Annotated in this window: 15 protein-coding genes; all 15 read right to left on the minus strand. The window is 37.8% G+C overall.

Annotation, left to right across the window (positions count from 1 at the left end; translation table 11 throughout):
- Nucleotides 1-128: 128 nt before the first annotated feature.
- On the minus strand, nucleotides 129-2,354 hold the full coding sequence (locus tag FS486_RS00005; protein ID WP_313956963.1) for a DNA translocase FtsK: 2,226 nt from the start codon (nucleotides 2,352-2,354) through the stop codon (nucleotides 129-131).
- A 154-nt stretch (nucleotides 2,355-2,508) separates the two neighbouring features.
- Nucleotides 2,509-4,176, minus strand: a complete 1,668-nt coding sequence (locus tag FS486_RS00010) for a ribonuclease J (RefSeq protein WP_144509204.1) — start codon at nucleotides 4,174-4,176, stop codon at nucleotides 2,509-2,511.
- Between the two features lie 430 nt (nucleotides 4,177-4,606).
- Complete coding sequence (dapA, locus tag FS486_RS00015) at nucleotides 4,607-5,488, minus strand: 4-hydroxy-tetrahydrodipicolinate synthase (protein ID WP_144509206.1); 882 nt, start codon at nucleotides 5,486-5,488, stop codon at nucleotides 4,607-4,609.
- A 25-nt stretch (nucleotides 5,489-5,513) separates the two neighbouring features.
- Nucleotides 5,514-6,551, minus strand: coding sequence for an aspartate-semialdehyde dehydrogenase (locus FS486_RS00020; RefSeq protein ID WP_144509207.1), 1,038 nt, complete (start codon nucleotides 6,549-6,551; stop codon nucleotides 5,514-5,516).
- Between the two features lie 154 nt (nucleotides 6,552-6,705).
- A complete protein-coding gene (locus tag FS486_RS00025) occupies nucleotides 6,706-7,293 on the minus strand; it encodes a dipicolinate synthase subunit B (RefSeq protein WP_144509208.1) in 588 nt (195 codons plus the stop codon).
- Entirely contained in the window at nucleotides 7,287-8,090 is an 804-nt protein-coding gene (locus tag FS486_RS00030; RefSeq protein WP_144509209.1) for an NAD(P)-dependent oxidoreductase, read from the minus strand. The genes FS486_RS00025 and FS486_RS00030 overlap by 7 nt, the downstream gene beginning before the upstream one ends.
- Nucleotides 8,087-8,359 carry a YlmC/YmxH family sporulation protein gene (locus FS486_RS00035; RefSeq protein ID WP_144509210.1) on the minus strand — a complete coding sequence of 91 codons (273 nt, stop codon included), beginning with the start codon at nucleotides 8,357-8,359 and terminating at the stop codon, nucleotides 8,087-8,089. Before FS486_RS00035 ends, FS486_RS00030 begins: the two co-directional genes overlap by 4 nt.
- A 1,008-nt stretch (nucleotides 8,360-9,367) precedes the next feature.
- Nucleotides 9,368-10,603, minus strand: coding sequence for a M16 family metallopeptidase (locus tag FS486_RS00040; RefSeq protein ID WP_144509211.1), 1,236 nt, complete (start codon nucleotides 10,601-10,603; stop codon nucleotides 9,368-9,370).
- Between the two features lie 94 nt (nucleotides 10,604-10,697).
- On the minus strand, nucleotides 10,698-12,818 hold the full coding sequence (gene pnp / locus FS486_RS00045; RefSeq protein ID WP_144509212.1) for a polyribonucleotide nucleotidyltransferase: 2,121 nt from the start codon (nucleotides 12,816-12,818) through the stop codon (nucleotides 10,698-10,700).
- A gap of 153 nt (nucleotides 12,819-12,971) precedes the next feature.
- On the minus strand, nucleotides 12,972-13,241 hold the full coding sequence (gene rpsO, locus FS486_RS00050) for a 30S ribosomal protein S15 (RefSeq protein ID WP_144509213.1): 270 nt from the start codon (nucleotides 13,239-13,241) through the stop codon (nucleotides 12,972-12,974).
- 133 nt (nucleotides 13,242-13,374) lie between these two features.
- Complete coding sequence (ribF, locus tag FS486_RS00055) at nucleotides 13,375-14,322, minus strand: riboflavin biosynthesis protein RibF (RefSeq protein ID WP_144509214.1); 948 nt, start codon at nucleotides 14,320-14,322, stop codon at nucleotides 13,375-13,377.
- A 1-nt stretch (nucleotide 14,323) separates the two neighbouring features.
- The gene (gene truB, locus FS486_RS00060) at nucleotides 14,324-15,244 is read right to left on the minus strand and encodes a tRNA pseudouridine(55) synthase TruB (protein WP_144509215.1); all 921 of its coding nucleotides are present in this window, start codon (nucleotides 15,242-15,244) and stop codon (nucleotides 14,324-14,326) included.
- Between the two features lie 815 nt (nucleotides 15,245-16,059).
- Nucleotides 16,060-16,404, minus strand: a complete 345-nt coding sequence (gene rbfA, locus FS486_RS00065) for a 30S ribosome-binding factor RbfA (RefSeq protein ID WP_144509216.1) — start codon at nucleotides 16,402-16,404, stop codon at nucleotides 16,060-16,062.
- A gap of 22 nt (nucleotides 16,405-16,426) precedes the next feature.
- Nucleotides 16,427-16,705 carry a DUF503 domain-containing protein gene (locus FS486_RS00070; protein ID WP_144509217.1) on the minus strand — a complete coding sequence of 93 codons (279 nt, stop codon included), beginning with the start codon at nucleotides 16,703-16,705 and terminating at the stop codon, nucleotides 16,427-16,429.
- Nucleotides 16,705-18,942 (minus strand): translation initiation factor IF-2, encoded by a 2,238-nt coding sequence (gene infB / locus FS486_RS00075; RefSeq protein ID WP_144509218.1) that lies wholly within the window; start codon nucleotides 18,940-18,942, stop codon nucleotides 16,705-16,707. The genes FS486_RS00070 and infB overlap by 1 nt, the downstream gene beginning before the upstream one ends.

Genomic DNA, 18,942 nt, shown 5'->3' on the forward strand with positions numbered 1-18,942 from the left:
ATTTTATTTTAAAACAAAAAAGACTGTAGGCAAACTCGAAATTTCGAGTTTGTCTACAGTCTGAAATACTTTTATTTTTATTTAAATAAAAGTATTTATTAAAACTTCATACAACTGTAATCATTTTGTCATATAGAATCATGATCTGAAGCGTGTTTTGGAACTAGTACTTGACGTGGCTTACTTCCTTCATAAGGCCCAACAATTCCACTCAACTCAAGCTGGTCAATGATTCTAGCAGCTCTTGAATATCCGATCCTAAAGCGACGCTGAAGAAGTGATACGGAAGCAGTCTGCATTTCTGTAACTAATTGGACTGCATCATCAAAAAGCTCATCTCTATCTATTTGCTCATTGGATTCTTCTACCTCATCTGGAATCATTTCCTCTTGATAATTGGCTTTTTGCTGTTCAATAACGAAGTCTACCATTCGTTCAACTTCTGCATCTGATAAGAAAGCACCTTGTACACGAACTGGTTTTGAGCTTCCCGCCGGTAAGAATAGCATATCTCCTCGTCCTAATAGTTTTTCTGCTCCCCCCATATCGAGAATCGTACGAGAATCGATTGCAGAAGATACTGCAAAAGCAATTCGAGAAGGTATATTTGCTTTGATAATTCCTGTAATAACATCTACACTCGGTCGTTGTGTAGCAATAATTAGGTGAATTCCAGCAGCTCGCGCCATCTGAGCCAAACGTGTGATAGAATCCTCTACGTCATTTGACGCAACCATCATTAAGTCTGCTAGCTCGTCTACGATAACTACAATATACGGTAGTTTTGGATGCTTTTCTTCATTCTCTATATTCCACTTATCGATATGATCGTTATAACCTTCCATATTGCGTGTTCCTGTATGAGAGAATAAATCATATCTCCGTTCCATCTCAGAAACAATTTTCTTCAATGCTTGTGATGCTTTTCTAGGATCTGTCACTACTGGAGCTAGTAAATGGGGAATTCCATTATAAACATTTAACTCCACCATTTTCGGATCAATCATCATCATTTTTACTTCATGTGGTTTTGCACGCATCATAATACTAGTAATGATTCCGTTTATACAAACACTTTTCCCGCTTCCGGTCGAGCCGGCAACTAGTAAATGTGGCATTTTGTTTAACTGTGCAAGCACCGCCTGGCCTGTCACATCTCGTCCAAAACCAATTAGCAATTTTAAATTTGGTTTATTATTCTCTTCGGATTCCAGTACTTCCCGTAAACTTACAATCGCCACTTCTTTATTTGGCACTTCTATGCCAATAGCTGATTTACCTGGGATTGGTGCCTCAATCCGAATATCCCTCGCAGCAAGTGCAAGCGCAAGATCATCATGCAAGCTCACGATACGGCTTACTTTTACCCCAACGTCTGGAAGAACTTCATATTTTGTTACAGCTGGACCTAAATGCACCTGTGTCACTTTTGCTTTTACACCAAAGCTTAAAAAAGTTTTCTCTAGTTTTTTAGCATTTGCTTGAATTGCATTTAACTCGCCACTTTGATCGCTATGTGCAGGTGCGTCTAATAACGTAATGGAAGGCAATTGGTAATCTTCATTCTCCACGACTTCTGCTTCCATATTAATCTCAATTGGTTCTGAAACTTCTACTGGTTCTTCTTTTTTCACAATACGTTCTGTAAATGCAGAAATAATTGGTGATGTGACTTGTTCTACTTCTTCCTCATTCGAGGGTAATACCTCTTCGTGGATAGTCACTGCTTCTTCCTGCAATGATTCTTTTTTGGCCCGTCGCGTCTTTCTTTCGGCAACGACTGGTTTCTTTTTTTTCTTACGATTTATCGCTATTTCTTGAAGTTTTGGAGCTAATTCTATTAAATAAGGTACAAGTGCTTTTCCTGTCAATAAAACAAGACCTATTAATAATAAAAGCCATCCTGCAATTTTCGCTCCCGCCGAATCAAACAGTACATGAAAAGAAGCAAATAAAATAGCCCCTATTATTCCCCCACCTAGAGAACTTGTTCTGTTCGTAATTCCTCCACTTTCTACTAACACTCGATAACTTTCCCTTAACACAGAATTTGTGACTAATGCCTTTCCTTCAAACAATTGCTCGAAAAGCGCTAAATGACTAAAGAGCAGTAAACTACTTAAAACGAAAACACACCCTAGTAAAAGACGATGATTCCAAGCAGGGAAACTCTGCTTAATCATTATAATAAGTGCATAAACAATGAACATAAAAGGAATAGCTATATGCCAGTTGCCAAATAGAAAATAGCCAATATATGCGAGCCCTCTACCTACCAAACCATATTCAAAGAAAGAAATGATAGCTAATCCTATGATTAGTAGACCTACAATTTCAAACATTAAAGGATGCATTGGTGGTTTTTTCTTCGTTCCTTTTTTTGCTGGTTTTTTTTTCTTTTGAGCCAAAATAATCACCCACTTTCTTGAAAATGTTAGTTTCTTTAGAACAAGTTTAAAAAAAGGATCTCCCTCCATAATCGGAAAGGAAATCCCTCTATTCTTCATATTAATATTCCATAATAATCGGGATAATCATTGGACGTCTTTTTGTTTGTTGGAATAGATATGAATTTAGCGTATCACGGATTTCTTGTTTTATGTTTGTCCATTCAAACGTTTCTTTATTCACATATTTTTCAACAATTGTTCTAACTAATTTCGCCGATTCATCCATTAGTTCCTCTGACTCTCTCACATATACGAAACCTCGTGAAAGAATTTCAGGACCGGAGGCAATTTTCTTTTGAGCACGGTTTAATGTTACAACAACGATAAAAATACCATCTTGGGAAAGAAGCTTGCGGTCTCGTAAAACGATGTTTCCGACATCTCCTACACCTATTCCATCAATTAGAACATTTCCTGCTTGTACTCTTCCACTCATTCTCATTTTTCCATTTTTATATTCGACAATATCTCCCTTATCCGCTATAAAAATTTCAGACTTCGCCATACCGGTATCTTGTGCCACTTTGGAGTGTGCCATTAACATACGATATTCCCCTTGAATCGGAATAAAGTACTTTGGTTTTGTGAGATTAAGCATCATTTTTAAATCTTCTTGACTACCATGTCCTGATACATGAACATTTTTACTTGAAGTAAGCACTTTTGCGCCTACTTTTGCTATTTGGTTCATCGTTTGATACATTCCAACTTCCATTCCTGGAGATGGAGTGAACGTGATTAACACCGTATCAGTATCTTTGATTTTAATATCTTTATGGTGTTTGCGAATCATTTTTTCTAAAGCTTCTAATGGCTCACCTTGATTACCAGAAACAATGACAACTACTTTCTCATCATCATATTTAGAGATTTCTTTAATAGAAATTAGCGTGTCCTCTTGAACAGTAAAATATCCAAGATCTAATCCTATCTCAAATGTATTTTCTAGCGTTTTACCTGCAATTGCTACTTTTTTTCCAGTTTCCGCAGCCTTGTCCAACACTTGCTGAATACGAATAAAGTTAGATGCATATAAAGCTACTAAAATACGCCCTTTTGCAGCGTGGAATGTTTCTGATAATTGGTTTTCAATCACGGCTTCTGAAGTTGTATAGCCTGGTCTTTCTGCTTCAGTTGAATCGGATAATAGGATAAATACACCATCCTCACCTAGCCCTGCTATTTTAGCGATGTCTGGACGATATTTTCCTTTAGCAGATTGGTCAAATTTAAATTCTCCCGTGTGTACAATTGCACCTTCTGACGTATGAAAAACAATACCAAGTGAATCTGGAATACTGTGAGTCGTATGGAAGAATGTTACATACGTGCTTTGAAAGTTCATTCGACTTTTATTCGTTACTTCAAAATATTTTACAGATTGTTTTGTAGGCAATGCTTTTAAGTGCGTTTTTGCTAGAGCTATCGTCAACTTAGAACCATAAACTGGTGCTTGTACCTTTTGTAACAAATACGCGATAGATCCTATTGCATCCTCATGCCCGTGTGTTAAAAATATCCCTTTTACTCGGTCCTTATTTTCTTCCAAGTAGGTAATGTCTGGGATAACTATGTCAATTCCGAGCATTTCATTTTCAGGGAACATAAGTCCGCTATCCACCACAAAAATTTCCTCATCTATTTCTACTACATACATTGCTTTTCCGATTTCGCCAACTCCACCGAGCGGGATTATACGAATAAGTTCATTTTTTACTTTTACCAAATCTTTTCCTCCTATAAATCAATTACGCCTCGGCAGAATTGCGGACAGATTTTGAATTTGCTTAGGCCTGCTTGATGCAGATCAGTTAGCTCAAGATCATGAAAGCGACAATTTAAGACTAACCTTATTCTAAGAGTCTGTTCAAAATCTGTGAAATCCGCCGAAAGACTTAACTTTTCAGCAAGGTTGTCCTCACTGAATTGCTATAATATATTGGTATTCATCTCGCCGCTTTCTCTAAAAGTGGGAGATATCTAATCCTATGTTAGCTTGTTGAATTTTTTCTAAAAAGTTTAACCCGTCCAACATCCACTAGTTTTTATTATATCGAACGACAACGATTCGCACAAATAAAAAAAAGACGGAAAGAAAAATAAAATGACCACTGCAAAGGGTACACTTTGAATTTCCTTCGTCTTTTTTATAAAAATTATTTATTTTTCAAGTATTCATCCCAAATTTGGTCAAACTCACTTTTCTCTTCAAGGGTCATTTCAATAAGTGGTAATCGTAAAGCACCTGCGTCTACTCCTACTTTGGAAAGTGCATACTTCACTACTACTGGATTAGGATGTGCGAACAATCCATTAATAACCGGTAATATAGTTTGGTGAATTTTTGCGGCTTTTGAATGATTTCCAGCAAAAAATGCTTGAATCATTTGCTGCATCTCTTCTCCAATTACATGAGATGCAACGGAAATAATACCTGATCCCCCAAGTGCCAACAATGGTAACGTTAAAGCATCGTCTCCACTATATACTTGAAAGTCCTCTGAAGTACCTGCTAAAATTTTCGTCATTTGATTCAAATCACCACTTGCTTCTTTTGCAATTTGAATCGTCGGTATTTTACTTAAAGTGATAAGCGAATCCGGCTCTAAATTGATAACTGAACGTCCTGGAATATTATATACAACAATCGGTAAGGTGGTAGCCTTTGCTATTGCTTCAAAATGGGCAATCAGCCCTCGTTGGTTGGGCTTATTATAATATGGTGTAACTATCATTAGCCCGTTTACTCCGAGCTCTTCCACTTTTTGCGACAACTCAATGGTAGCAGCTGTATTATTACTACCTGTACCAGCTATTACCGGGATTCTATTCGCCACTTTTGCTATTACAAATTGAATGAAAGCTAATTTCTCTTCTTTTGTAAGTGTAGGAGATTCTCCGGTAGTTCCGCAAACGACTAGGGATTCAGTTCCCGTCGCTATCAAATGTTCAATCAATTTCTCTGTAGCATGATAATCAATAGAACCGTCCTCTTGAAAAGGAGTAACCATCGCTGTCGAAATTCGTCCTATATTCATCTAGATCACACCTCTTTAATAATGCCTATAAAATACCTTCCTCTATAAGCGCTTCTGCGATTTGGATAGAGTTAAGCGCCGCTCCTTTTAACAGATTGTCAGATACAATCCACATATGGAATCCATTCGAATTAGAAGGATCCTTTCTAATTCTCCCTACAAAAACATCATCTTGGTCTTCCGCAAAATATGGCATTGGATATTGTTGATGTTCCGGTGCATCTTGCAATGTGATGCCTTTTGCATTAGATAATAAATGCTTTAAATCATCAACAGAAACGTTTTGTTGATCCATTTCAATATAAACGGATTCAGAATGACCAGTTACTACTGGAACTCTTACACAAGTCGCAGCAATTGACAAATCTGGCAAAGACATAATTTTTTTTGTTTCATTCATCATTTTATGCTCTTCTAGAGTAAATCCATTTTCTCCAAATATATCAATTTGGGGAATTACATTTCCCCCAATTGGATAATGTTTATCGGCACTTTTAACTGGTAAGATTTCAGGTTGAGGGTTATTCTCACAAATCTTTTCACTTTGTGTCGTTAATTCATTTATAGCTGCTGCACCTGCACCTGAGACAGCTTGGTAAGTGGAAACAATTACTTTATTCAAACCATATTGCTGTCTAATTGGCTCGAGCGCGCAAACCATCTGAATAGTCGAACAATTAGGGTTAGCAATGATCCCTTGCTGCTCATATAACGCCTGTTTATTTACTTCAGGTACAACAAGTGGAGTGTCTTTATCCATCCGAAAAGCGCTTGTATTATCAATTACAATAGCGCCACGACTAACCGCTTCTTTGGCAAGCACTTTTGAAATTGAGCCACCCGCGGAGAAAAATGCTATATCTACTCCCTCAAATGATTCTGGTGTTGCTTCCTCAATCGTATATGTTGACCCTTTAACTTCCATCTCTTTACCAGCAGATCTAGTTGAAGCTAAGAGTTTTAAATTTGAATATGGAAAGCTTCTTTCTATTAATTTTTCAATAATTTTTTGACCGACAGCACCTGTCGCCCCAACAACTGCTACTGTATACCCCTGTGACATAAAAGCTCTCCTCCTAAAATCAAAACATATTGGCGATATTGTATCATATTATACATTAAAATACACTATCATTTATATTTATCCTCATTTACAGGCTGTATGGGTTCAACTAAACATAAGCGGGGGAAAGCCCCCTGCTCTCAAAAGTTTCCCCTTATAATGAATGAGTGATGAGCAGAGGCTGTAATTGTTTTTTCTGAATGGCATGTTCAACTGTAGGTATAATTCTTGTGAAATCAGCGATTAAAGAATTTGGTTTGGTTGAAGGATTGTCTTGACCAAAGGGGATAAAATATATATTTTTTGTTGATAAAAGCTTCATAATATTCATGCCGTTTAAGCCTAATGCATCATTTGTAGAGATTCCTAATACTACTGGTTTCCCGTTTCGTAAAGTTGCCTTCGCGGCCATCAGAACTGGTGAATCCGTTTGAGCATTAGCTAGTTTACTAATAGAGTTACCTGTCATTGGTGCTATAACCATACAATCGAGTGGGTTGGTTGGCCCAAAAGGTTCTGCTTCTACAATTTTTGACACAACCTTACTACCACTTGCCGCTTCAATTTTTTCAATCCATTCTTCTCCCGTTCCAAATCTAGTAGCAGCCGTTAATACAGAATACGTAATGATTGGCACAACGGTCGCACCTAAATCCGTAAACTGTTTGATCATAGGAATCACTTCCTCATACGTACAATGAGATGCAGTAATTCCAAGACCTATGCGAAGATCCTTCAACACTCGTTTTCCTCCTTTAAAAAAGACAAATGATTTTGAACCGATTGAGCAATTAAATAACCTGCATCTTGCGGGAAATACACCCCTGGCAAACTAGTGGAAATAGCATAGTTTGCAGGAATATTTTCTTTATCAAGTAAACATCCTGGATTGGAAGCTAGATCGAATACTTGTTTAAAGCATGTAGCCTGTTCATTCGACAACCACTTGGAAGGTATTGTATTAATCAAGTAAACCGACTCGCCCTGTTGTTTTTCTACTACATTTTCTAACGTTTCTATTTGATAGCCGTAGCTTTTTGCTTCATACAATTGGTGTTCTGACCGCACCGATATGATCACTTTCCCGCCTAAATGATGTAATGCATGAGCAAGTCTTTTCCCAACTCTTCCGTAACCAGTAATGATAAATTGTTTATTATAGATTGCTTGTTTTTCATGTGTATAGAAATAATTTATAAAGCCTTCAGCAGTCAGATTGGCATTGTCCCAAATATATTGTTCATCTTCTAAATAGGAAAATACATACCGATCTTCACGTGTTATTTCTTGTTCTATTTCTTCATTCTTTTTACCAATAAATAAGACTTCACAGGATTGCGGTAAAATAAATGAACATTCCATCTTAAGTGCTTGAATAGGTAAAAATATGATATGTGGCTCAAATTGATCAATGGCATCTTTTAATTCATTGTCCCATGTCATGGTTGCATATAATTTAGTTTCTAAATCGTTACTGATTGCTGAGTGAAAGTAAGATAGGCGTAAATCAGTTCCAATAATTACACACCTTTTTTTCACGAGTATTCACTTGCTTCGCCAATAGAATCTGTTTCATTGAACAAAATGCGGTCTTTTCCTATCAGAATTATTTCGTTCCAAGCAATAAATTCTTTTTTCTTATTTGCTTTGTTCGCTTGAAAAAAGGATGGTGCCTTTTGAAACACTTCAAAGCCTTCTATTTTTCCTGTCTTTGGATTAAAAAGTAATTCCGTATCTGCTAATTTCCCGTATCGTGCACCATCTTTTACTTGTATAAGCTCTTTTTCTGCAAGTTCCGAAAGTAACAATCATTTCCCTCCTTATTTCTTTCTATTTATGTATATGCCATTTTATAAGACATAGTGAATAAGAAATAAGGCATTCCCACTTTAAGTACACCTGTAGATCTGGCCCTACGAAGATTTGGCTGCAGGGCGGACGCTTTCAGCGGGGTGAGTGATGAGCCTTCACCGTCCGCTTTGGCGTTCGATGTGGAGTCTCATCTTACTCACTTGATCCCACCGGAGTCGCCGTCCTTTTCGCTTCAATCCATCAAAATATATGCTTTTATCTGTATTTATTAGCCATTAAAAGTGAGGAAATGGCTTAGCGAGACCAATTATCACTTGAAAGCAACCAATTCAATAGGCAACGCAACCAGTTTGCGCTTGAAAGCAACCAGATCGGCAACGAGCGCAACCAATTCTACACGCAAAGGCTAGCGGACACTGATTGCCATGCACTTCCCCTATAGTATTCGCCTAATCAACATGAATAAGATGGTCCATTCAATATTGCGCAACATCGCAGTCGTTACTCGCAACTTTCTAGACCAGATGCGCAATATTTTGAACGGATGGAACTTTTATGCATGGGTAGCAACAAATTTGTGCCACATTGTCCCTGTCATGTCGGGAAATCATAATCAGTTTTCCCCCATAAACTTGCTATGTTATAAATTAGTTGCTTTCACGAGTAACTTTCGATAACCGATTGGTTACCCTAGTCCATTTATTGGATTTTCTCCCTTCGAAAAAACGGGATAATTTTTTAGCAAATCGATACGGGAAGATAAACAATTTCCTTTGATTTTCCCTTCAGGCGGCGACTCCTACCGAGGCCAACAAGATGTTGGTCACGAAGGCGTTGCCACACGATGTGGCACTCTTAGCCTTTGTTCCGCTGTGGGCAAATGAGCCATACCAACGACGCCTAAGCGGCGGGGGTGGCTCATCGCTCACCTGGCGGAAAGCGTCCGCAAGCCGAGAAAATCATAGCGGTCACTAGTCAACGTAATAAGACAAAAAAAACGCTGATCATGATTGATCAGCGTCTTTTGGCATTATTATTGATATTGCAGGTTCGTGAGAAAAGATTTCTTTTGCTAAATCCATAACGGATTGTAAAGTAACTTCATCTATTGTTTCACTTACTTCGTCAAGGGAACGATGCTTTCCATATAATAACTCATTTTTCCCATTTCTGCTCATACGTGCATTCGTACTTTCTAAGCCTAACAATAGATTTCCTTTTAACTGTTCCTTTGCGTTGGTTATTTCTGTTTCGGTGAAACCTTTATCAATAATCGTTTGTATCGTATCATTAATAGATGACTTCAATTCATTTAATTGATTACGAGAAGTTCCTCCATATATAGCCAAAACGCCCATATCTTCATATGAAGAATGGTAAGAATAAATAGAATAAGCAAGCCCTTTGTCTTCTCGTATTTCTTGGAATAGCCTAGAGGACATACTTCCACCTAAAATGTTATTTAGTATAACTAAGCTATATATATTATCGGCTTTTACCGATAATCCAGGATAGGCTAGACAAATATGGGCCTGTTCTGTTTCTCTGCTATTTTCAGTATAAATAGGTTTTAAATTTGGGGTAGTAAAATCAGTAATTTTTTGTACACTATTATCTGTGAAGTCTCCGAATAACTCTTCAATATAGGTTAAAAATCCATCTGGTATATTACCTGCCACTGAAATTACTACATTTTTAGGAATATAATGTTTTTCCATATATGTTAGAATTGTTTCTTTCGTGAATGTATTTAGTGTTTCTTCTGTTCCTAGAATAGGAGCTCCTAAAGGATCGTTTCCAAACATTTCTCTCCATAAATACTCATGTACAATATCGTCTGGAGTGTCTTCTACCATATTTATTTCTTCTAACACCACTTGTCTTTCTTTGTCAATTTCAATTGGGTCAAATAACGAATGAAAGAACATGTCCGCAAGTATTTCCACTGCGTGAGTTGCGTGATGATCCAATACTTTTGCGTAATAGCATGTATTTTCTTTTGAGGTAAAAGCATTGATATTTCCACCGATACGATCAAACTCTTCAGCTATTTGCTTTGCTGTTCTCTTTTTTGTTCCTTTAAACAACATATGCTCTATAAAATGTGTTAAACCATTCTCTTCGGGGAGTTCATAGCGGGAACCTGCCTGAACCCAAATTCCTACCGCAACTGAACGTACGTGAGGAATATGCTCTGAAACGATACGCAACCCGTTATTACAAGTAATTTTATTTATCAATATTGCACCTCTGTTTAATGTATTCATCTATTAAAAAAAGTTGCCGTAGATAAATGACTACGGTCAACCTATTTGATACTTGTGAAATGTTCAATTATTGGTTTTCTTTTTGCTCTTCGCGTTCTTTTTCTTCTTTTAATACAACTTTGCGAGATAAGTTTACGCGACCTTGGTTGTCAATTTCAATTACTTTAACTAAAAGCTCATCGCCAATTTTCAAGACATCTTCCACGTTTTTCGTACGTTCTTCTTGAATTTCAGAAATGTGAAGCAACCCATCTTTTCCATTGAATATTTCAACAAAAGCACCGAATTTTTCAATTCGTTTTACTTTTCCTAAATAATATTCGCCAACTTGCGCTACACGAACGATGTCTTCGATAATTTGTTTTGCACGCGCAATCATCTCTTCATCTGGGGATGCAATATAAATCGTACCATCTTGCTCTGTATCAATTTTCACACCAGTTTCATCAATGATTTTATTGATTTGTTTTCCGCCAGGTCCGATTACATCACGGATTTTGTCTGGATTGATTTTGATTACCGTTATTTTCGGTGCGTATTTAGACAGTTTTTCACGAGGTTCTGCAATTGTAGCAAGCATGCTCTCTAATATTTGCATACGGCCAATTTTAGCTTGCTCAAGAGCTTCTTCTAAAATTGTTCTAGATAGACCATCGATTTTAATATCCATTTGAAGCGCTGTAATCCCTTTAGATGTCCCAGCAACTTTAAAGTCCATATCTCCAAGATGATCTTCCATCCCTTGAATATCAGTTAAAATCGTGTAGTTTTCCCCTTTTTTTACTAGACCCATTGCAATACCTGCTACTGGCGCTTTTAGAGGTACACCCGCATCCATCATTGCAAGAGTCGATGCACATATACTTGCTTGAGAAGTCGAACCATTTGATTCTAATACTTCAGCTACTAAACGAAGTGTATATGGGAAATCATTTTCATCTGGAATAACTGCCTCAAGTGCGCGTTCACCAAGTGCACCATGTCCAATCTCACGACGCCCTGGAGCACGAATTGGTCCAGTTTCCCCAACACTAAATTGAGGGAAATTGTAATGATGCATAAAACGTTTGGATTCCTCTAATCCAATACCATCAATAATTTGAACATCGCCTAATGGCCCTAATGTACAAATACTTAATGCTTGAGTTTGTCCGCGCGTAAACAGTCCAGAACCATGAGTTCTTTGTAAAACGCCAACCTCAGAAGAAAGAGGACGAATTTCAGCTACACCGCGTCCATCTGGGCGAACTTTATCTTCTGTGATCAAACGACGAACTTCATCTTTAACCATCGCATCTAAAATTTCACGTACTTGTTTTAATGTTTCATCTGAAGCTTCTTTTTCTGTATATTGTTCTAATACTGAATTTTTAACTTCCGTAATCGCATCTTCACGTGCATGCTTTTCTTGTACTTGAATAGCTTGTACAAGTTCAGTTTCGCACATACCTTTTACTTCTTCAAAAAGTTCTTTGTCTAATTCGAATAGTGGAATTTCTTTTTTCTCTTTTCCAATTTCAGCTACTACTTTTTCTTGGAATTCGATTAGTTTGATGATTTCACTATGACCGAACATGATTGCCTCTAATACAGTCTCTTCTGAAACCTCTTTTGCTCCAGCTTCTACCATGTTAATCGCATCTTTTGTCCCTGCTACTGTTAAGTCCAATGTACTTTTTTCCATTTGTTCAACAGTTGGGTTGATAATGAATTCATCCTCTATTAATCCAACTTGAACCCCAGCGATTGGTCCGTCAAATGGTATATCCGATACGCTAAGTGCCAACGAAGAACCCAACATTGCTGCCATTTCGGATGAACAATTTTGATCAACTGACATTACGATTGAGATTACTTGCACTTCATTACGGAATCCGTCTGGAAATAAGGGACGAATTGGACGGTCAATTAAACGACTAGTTAAAATTGCGCGTTCAGAAGGACGTCCTTCTCTTTTGATAAATCCGCCTGGAATTTTACCAACAGCATATAATTTCTCTTCATAATTCACTGTCAGCGGGAAGAAATCTAAGTTCTTCGGTTGTTTAGAAGCAGTTGCTACAGATAATACACTTGTATCCCCGTATCTAACTAATACTGCTCCATTTGCTTGCTTGGCAAGTTGTCCAATTTCAACTTGTAACGGGCGACCTGCCCATTCGTACGTAAATACTTTCTTTTCACTCATTTATTCAAAACTCCTCTCGACTTCAAAAACTCCTTAATAAGGGTATATAAAATCTATATGTATCATAAGTAGTGTATCAAAAATAACGAAACTATGCGAAATATTTTATGCAAAAGAAAAAGCGGGATAAATCCCGCTTTCCTAAGTAGTATCTTATCGACGTAAACCAAGTTTTGCGATTAGGTCACGGTAACGTTGTACTTCGTTTTCACGTAAGTATTTTAACAAGTTACGGCGACGTCCAACCATTTTGAATAGACCACGACGTGAGTGGTGATCTTTCTTATGTGTACGTAAATGTTCGTTTAAAGAATTGATTTCTTCTGTAAGAATTGCGATTTGAATATCTGCAGATCCAGTATCACTTTCGTGAGTTCTGTACTCAGCGATTAATTCATTTTTGCGTTCTTGTGTAATTGCCATGTTGGTTTCCTCCTAAAATTCATAATATCCCCTATTCCTGAGCAATCGTTGGAGAATCGAAAAAGCCAAGGAATGGTTAAGTACGATTTTGTACTTTTAAAGAATACCATATAATAATTATTGAAGCAACTAATTAAGCTTGTCCAAAATACTCAATTGCTTCAAGTTTATCTTTTCCAATTTGTGTTTTTAGCTCTTCGATTCCATTGAACTTTTGTTCGGAACGAATTCGTTTATACCAATGGACGATTACTTCTTCCCCGTAAATCGATTGGTCAAAATTAATAATATGTACTTCAATCGATAGCTTTTTTTCATCTGGGTTATTGAATGTTGGCTTATATCCAACATTACACACACCATTATGCCATTTTTCTTGCACGCGGATTTTTACTGCATATACCCCCGTAGCTGGAGTGTATTGCCCTTCTGTCGGTTGTATATTCGCTGTAGGAAAGTCAATTGTTCTACCCCTTTTGTCTCCATGTACCACAACGCCGGAAAGTAGAAAAGGACGACCTAGCAATTCTTTTACCTCTTCCATATTACCGACTTTTAACTCTTCTCTTATTCTAGTAGAGCTTATTTTTTCTCCGGAAAGTTCTTGTTTTCCTACAACCGAAACAGTATATTTTCCTTCTGCAAGCTGCTCCATATCTTTCATTGTTCCTTTTCCAAACGCTCCAAACGTAAAATCAAAGCCCGCTGTAACATGTTTCACATTGGCTTGTCTGATAAACGAATCAATGAATTGGGAAGGTGTTAGTTTCGCAAAATCTGAGGTGAAGCGCACAACAAACACAGTATCCACTTGGAGACTTTTCAGTATTTCTAATTTTTGTTCAAGCGGCGTTATATAAAATATTTGTTCTTTTCTCCCACCGAGAACTAGCGATGGATGTGGATCGAAAGTCATTACAGCCGTTTTAATACTTTGTTCTTTTCCTTTGTTCAGCGCTTCTTGAATAACAGCCTGATGACCAGCATGTACTCCGTCGAAGAAGCCGAGCGCTAAAGAATATGCATCATTATGTATATTGTTATACAAATGATTTGGATATGATAAGTAGTGTACGTGCATATTAATCTCCTTTACTTGCTGAAAACATTTTTTCTGGTTTCATCATACCACTTTTTGATGGATGTTTTATATAAATAGCAATCGGATTAGAATTCTGCGTATATATTATTTTTTCGTTTGCTTCCAGCAGTGGGTGCGATTCTAGTACTTGTCCGTTTGTGATGCTCTTTTTTGTTTCTTCTACTATTTCTATGAATGGCCAATGTCCAAGGGCATCCTTTAACGGTAAAATAACGCTTTCCAACTGATCATTTTCGACAGATTGTTTCACTTCATGAAGGGTCAAACATTGCTCTTTCGTAAAGTTACCTGACTTAGTTCGTACTAATGAAGACATATGTGCAGGGTATCCGAGCAATTCCCCAATTTGTACTGCAAGTGTACGTATATACGTGCCCTTACTGCAACCTATTTCGATAGTGAATTTTACAGTCTCACCAGAAAAATTCTCCAGTTCATCTAGTAGGTTCAATTTATAAATTGTCACTTTTCTACTTGGTCGTTCTACTTGTTTTCCTTCTCTTGCATACTCATATAGCTTTTTCCCATTCACTTTAACTGCTGAATACATTGGTGGGGTTTGCGTAATTTCGCCTGTTAATTGCATAAGTACATTCAAAATTTGATCTCGTGAAAAATGTTTTTCTGTGCAGTCTTTCTCTACTGTTTCTCCGTCTGCATCCTCGGTCGTTGTAGAGGTACCTATTGAAATAGTGGCTATATAAGTCTTACCTTCATTCATGATATATTCAGATACTTTTGTTGCTTGCCCTAAACAAATTGGTAGAACACCTTCTACACTAGGGTCTAGTGTGCCTGTATGACCGATTCGTTTCATTTTTAATATTTTACGCAATTTGAATACACAGTCGTGAGAAGTCATTCCTTTTTCTTTCCATAATGGAAGTATACCTTCGTACATATAGTTCACCTCAAAATTAATAATAATTTCCACTTATTTTCATAACTGACTATAGAGATAATACGTCGTAGCAGGTAACCGCTATGATTTTCTCTCCTTTCGGACGCTTTCCGCCGGGTGAGCGATGAGCCACCCCCGCCGCTCAAGCGTCGTTGAGTTGTCTCAATTGCTCACTCATCCGGCAGGAGTCGCCTTCAGCAGGGAAAAGAAAATTGCTTCCGCTCCGAGCAAAGAATGTTGCTATGCGGGCATAACGAAGTAGCATACGAGCATAAAAGTTCGATCTGTCCCAGATGTTGCGAGTTTGTAGTGAAATGTTGCGCCATATTGATTGGAACATCTTATCCATGTTAATTTAGCGGAAACTATAGGGTAAGTGCATGTCCGTAAGCCTTTACTTGAAGAATTGGTTGCGCTCGTAGCCATATTGGTTGTTTTCAAGCACAAACTGGTTGCGTTGCCTATTGAATTGGTTGCTTTCAGGTGACAATTGGTCTCGTTAAGCCATTTCCTCACTTTTAATGGATAATATATACAGATAAAAGTGTCAATTTTGTTGGATTGGAGCGAAAAGGGCGGTGACTCCAGTGGGATCAAGTGAGTAAGATGAGACTTCACATCGAACGCAAAAGCGGGCGGTGATGGCTCATCACTCACTCCACGGAAAGCGTCCGTCCTTCAGCGGAAATCTCAGCGGAAACTCCCTTACGACGCATTATCCCTCAAGCGAAATTTTAAGACTCCAAAATGTAACAATTGTTCCTAAAAGAACAAAAAAGTCTGCTCAAATAAGTAAGCAGACTTCTTGTTTGTTTTTACTCTTCCGATGATTTATTGATTTGTCTTAGTAAATCATCTATTCGATTGCCATAAGCTGCCGATTCATCAAATTCAAATAATAGTTCAGGCGTGATACGTAATCTAATACGTTGTCCAATTTCAGAACGTATAAATCCTTTTGCCTTTTCTAAAGCTTTTAACGTATCTTCACGGTTTCCATCAAGGACGGTAAAATAAATAGTCGCTTGTTGTAAATCGCCAGTAACAGCAACATCCGTTACTGTGACAAAACCAATACGTGGATCCTTTAATTTTCGACCTATGATTTCGCCTAACTCTTTTTTCATTTGTTCAGCAACTCGGTTAGCGCGCATCGACATGATGGCTACACCTCATTTTCTATCATAAATATTCTTTTCTAATGTCAATACATTCCCATTCCGGATACGACTCCAGATGTCGTATAGCATGTGTAAGCTCTCTTTCAGCTGCATCCTTTTGTGAAGCTACAGCTACTAGTCCTATAGAGGTACGTTGCCACACGTCTTGGTGGTCTATTTCCGAAATGGAAACATTAAACTTTTGTTTCGTGCGAGTGAGCACTCGTTGAAGAACTGCCCTTTTCTCTTTTAATGAATGTGCAGTAGGAATGAGGAAATCACACTCTGCATATACAATCATTATCGTTTAATCTCTTCCATAATATAAGCTTCAATGATGTCATTTTCTTTAATATCATTAAAGTTCTTAATGGTAATACCACATTCGTATCCTTTAGCTACTTCTTTCGCATCGTCTTTGAAGCGTTTTAATGTATCCAATTCACCTTCAAAAATTACGATAGAATCACGGATGATACGAACACCACTATCTCTAGTTATTTTACCTTCTGTTACGTATGAACCAGCAATTGTTCCAACTTTTGATACTTTAAACGTTTCACGAACTTCCGCTTGACCGATAATTTTTTCTTGGAATTCAGGATCTAGTAATCCTTTCATCGCAAACTCAATCTCTTCGATCACTTTATAAATAACTCGGTGTAAACGGATGTCTACCCCTTCTTCGTCCGCTGCACGTTTAGCGTTCGTATCTGGTCGAACATTAAATCCAATTACAATTGCATTAGAAGCAGCCGCTAGCGTTATATCTGATTCCGTGATCGCTCCCGCACCCGTGTGGATGATACGAACATTTACACCTTCTACCTCAATTTTCATTAAGGATGCTGCCATTGCTTCAACTGTTCCTTGTACATCGGCTTTTACGATTAAGTTTAACTCTTTCATTTCTCCTTGCTTCATTTGATCAAATAAATTGTCTAATGTCACACGAGCTTTTTCAGATCGTTGGTTAACTTGTGCATTGGAAGCACGCGTTTCTCCAACTTGACGAGCAGTTTTCTCATCTTCGAAAACAACGAAACGATCTCCTGCTTGTGGTACTTCGTTTAGTCCAGTAATTTCTACTGGAGTAGATGGACCTGCTGATTTTACACGACGTCCTAAATCATTTACCATTGCACGAACACGACCAAATGCATGACCTACAACAATTGGATCTCCGACATTAAGTGTTCCATCTTGTACTAATAGTGTGGCAACTGAGCCTCTACCTTTATCAAGTTGAGCTTCAATTACAGAACCTAATGCCAGACGTTTTGGATTTGCAGTCAATTCTCCTACTTCTGAGACTAACAATACCATTTCTAGCAGATTATCGATACCTTCTCCTTTTAAAGCGGAAATCGGTACGAAAATCGTTTCTCCACCCCATGCTTCTGGAACTAAACCATGTTCGGTTAATTCTTGCATGACACGATCTGGATTTGCTGCTGGTTTATCCATTTTATTTACAGCAACGATAATTGGAACTTCTGCGGCTTTTGCGTGGTTAATCGCTTCTACAGTCTGTGGCATAACACCATCATCTGCAGCAACTACAAGAATTGTAATATCTGTAATTTTAGCCCCACGCGCACGCATTGTTGTAAACGCTGCATGTCCTGGTGTATCAAGGAAAGTTATTTTCTTACCGTTTTCCACAACTTGATAAGCACCAATATGTTGTGTAATACCACCAGCTTCACCTGCAGTAACTTTCGTGTGACGGATAGAGTCAAGTAACGTTGTTTTCCCGTGGTCAACATGCCCCATGATTGTAACAACAGGGGGACGCTCTGTTAGGTTTGCACTATCTTCTTCAGCAGAATCGAAATGAACTTCCAAATCCGTAATATCGATTTTAATTTCTTCTTCCACTTCTACTCCATAGTCTGCACAAATTAACTCAATGGCATCCTTATCTAATTCTTGGTTAATAGTAGCCATTACACCAAGTAAAAACAGTTTTTTAATAATCTCAGCTGGTTCGCGACCCAACTTTTTCGCTAATTCCATAACTGTTAATGAATCAGTAAATGTAATTTTTGCAGGAAGTTCTCTTTCTTTTCTTGGTACTGGCGGTTGGACTGGTGTAGTCGGCCCTTTTCTTCTTTTGTTTGGACGTTGACCTGGGCGATTATTATTAAATCCACCTGGTCTATTTTGTCCACCCGGACGGTTGTTTCCACCTGGCTTGTTATTATTAAAAGGTTTTTTGTCTTTTGATTGATAATTTGTTCCTTGGTTTGAATTAGTTTGGCCCGGTTTTGCTTGACCTTGCCCAGCAGGTTTTGTCTGGCCTTGGTTTGCTGGTTTTGGTTTTGCTTGTCCTTGGTTTTGAGTTTGAGCTTGAACAGGTTTACTAGGTTTCGCTGTATTTTTTTTGTAAATACCATCTAATTTATTTACAGCATCTCCTTCAAGCATCGACATATGATTCGTCACTTGAATATTAAGCTTTCCTAATTGCTCAATAACTTCTTTACTTGATTTATCTATTTGTTTCGCGTATTCATGAACTCTGATTTTAGTCAT

It is taken from the genome of Bacillus sp. FJAT-22090, from assembly GCF_007676755.1.
GTDB lineage: Bacteria > Bacillota > Bacilli > Bacillales_A > Planococcaceae > Psychrobacillus.